This window comes from Mesorhizobium sp. M7A.F.Ca.US.011.01.1.1 (assembly GCF_003998295.1).
GTDB lineage: Bacteria > Pseudomonadota > Alphaproteobacteria > Rhizobiales > Rhizobiaceae > Mesorhizobium.
The window spans coordinates 1-2,047 of record NZ_RZRT01000153.1; the positions used below are offsets into that span (position 1 = coordinate 1).

3 protein-coding genes are annotated in these 2,047 nt (G+C 60.9%); all 3 read left to right on the forward strand.

Features of this window, described 5'->3' with window-relative positions; translation table 11 throughout:
- On the forward strand, window positions 1-703 hold a 703-nt coding region (locus EOA13_RS36940), incomplete at its 5' end, for a hypothetical protein (RefSeq protein WP_206535370.1).
- Between the two features lie 9 nt (window positions 704-712).
- Window positions 713-1,447: a type IV secretion system protein gene (locus EOA13_RS36945; RefSeq protein ID WP_127298026.1), complete on the forward strand. Its 735-nt coding sequence runs from the start codon at window positions 713-715 to the stop codon at window positions 1,445-1,447.
- 183 nt (window positions 1,448-1,630) lie between these two features.
- Window positions 1,631-2,047: type IV secretion system protein (locus EOA13_RS36950; RefSeq protein WP_164780612.1), on the forward strand; the 417-nt coding region annotated here is incomplete at its 3' end.

Consider the following 2,047-nt stretch of genomic DNA (forward strand, 5'->3'; position numbering starts at 1 on the left):
CGTCGAAGGCGGTGTCAAATACCTCGGAATGGGCGTGAAGCAATGCGGGGCGACGAATTACAGCTGTCTTGCCTCCTTCTACAATGGATCGAACGCAGGCGAGCAAAGCCAGTGGGCCGGCGGCGTCGGCCGCTGGAACAGCTACTTCAACGACTATGTGTCGAGCGGCAAGGCTCCGGCCGCCGCGCCGCCACCATTCTCGATCGTAACGGCCGACGGCGCAGGCGGCTCGGCCCAGGACGCGGCCATGGGCGCGGTGAGGAAGGCTGCTGGCGGCCTTGACGCAAGCTCAACGCAGATGGGCGCCAACGCTGCGGTGATCGACGCGCTGGCGGGCAACGTTGGCCAGGTGACCGAATACAAGGACGCTTGGGAGCAGAACTCGTCGGCTCGTGGGATCAACGCCGATGTCACCAACCAGTACCTCGCCCAGGCGGGGGATTTTACGGCGTTGCTGGGCCAACTTCTATCGTTGCAGAATGTTCAGGCATCGCAGTCGTCCAAGCTGGTGGAACAGCCGAAGAGCGGCTCTCCAAACCCGTTCTCTTGTGATCCCGCGGAATTGGAGCGGTTGAGGATCGATCGCGGCCGGTGGCTACCATGCGCACTTGAGAACGCGGCAAGCTCGGCCGACAGCCGCTCGGTGATTATCACCACCGATCCTGCTGGCGCCGCCAGCGTGATCGATTCTCTACAGCAATAGGAGGCTGACATGAAGACATTCGCGATTGCCGCCAGTCTTGCGCTTTGGGCAAGCACGGCCAACGCACAGATTGCCGTCATCGATGGTGCCAATCTCGATGTCGCCCGCAAGAATGCGGACAACACCAACTCTATCATGGATTCGAACAAGGATATCCTGAAAAAGAGCGAGGAGATCCTGCAGGCTCTCAGCGGCAGTCGTGACGGTTCGCTCGGCATCGGACAAATGGGTCTCGGCGGCAACATGTCGATTGCGCAGGCTCCGTCCTTCGGATCGATCCTGAACGGCGGTGCGCTTTCGTTTGGTGGCCTGTCGCCTGAAATCCAGAAAATCGCCGGCGCCGTCATCAATGGGCTCCAGCTGGTGAAGCAGCTGCAGCAGATTGCCGGCAAGGAGACGAGCGCCGTCAACACGGCCTATGGCGGCAGCGTCAATGTGGCCTCGCTGCTAAGCGCATTGACCTCGCAGGCTTCCCAGGGCGTTACCCGGCGCCAACAGTCCCTGCAGTCAGCGAGCGGTCAGATCGGGCAGTCGCAGGACGTCAAGGGTTCTGTGGACCAGAACACACGAATGCAGCTGGAAAACGCGCGCGCCGTCAACGAACTGATCGGCGTCCAGAACGGCGCGGTCGCAGCCCTGAATGAGAAGCTGAAGGGAGATCTTCTTCGCCAGAGCCAGGTGCAGAAGATGATGACACCGCGCACCGTCAATCCGTTCGCGGAATTCGGCAAGAGCGGGGGCTGAGCGCTTGTCGCGGCGAGTCCTGCGCATATGCGTTGTGGTTGGGCTCGGCGCAGGGCTTTTCGGATGCGCAAATCGCGAACTGAAAGCGCCGTGCGGGCCTTTGGCGTATGCCCACGCCGACGAATGCGGCGCGCTGAAGCCGGTCAATTCAACGCCGTTCGCCAGCATCATTGACGAGGATCCATGAACGGTCTCGCCGCAAGCATCCTCGGTGGCATTGACAACATCGGAGAGGACTTCGTTCGCACCGTCTATATGCAGTTGGGCAATGCGATGGGCAACGTCTTTACCCTGATGCTGACCCTCTATATCGCGTGGTGGGGCTATTCGATCCTGAGCGGGCGAGAGTCGATTTCGCCAATCGAAGCGGCCTATCGCCTCGGCCGTGCCGTCATCATCTATCTCCTGCTGACCGGATGGGGCACATTTTCGTCAACGATCTATCAGCTCGTGCAAAGCATTCCTGACGAGGTCGGTAAGGTGATCGTCGGCGCCGTGTCGCGGGCCACCGGCAATCAGCTTAGCGACCAGGCGGCAATTCCAGCGCTGATCGACAATCTCTACCAAGGGGCCCAGGACGTCGCCAATCAGGTCTACAGC

What these genes read in the sequence shown, in the direction of transcription:
- EOA13_RS36945 (WP_127298026.1), top strand. Translation starts at nt 713, where the DNA reads ATGAAGACATTCGCGATTGCCGCCAGTCTTGCGCTTTGGGCAAGCACG.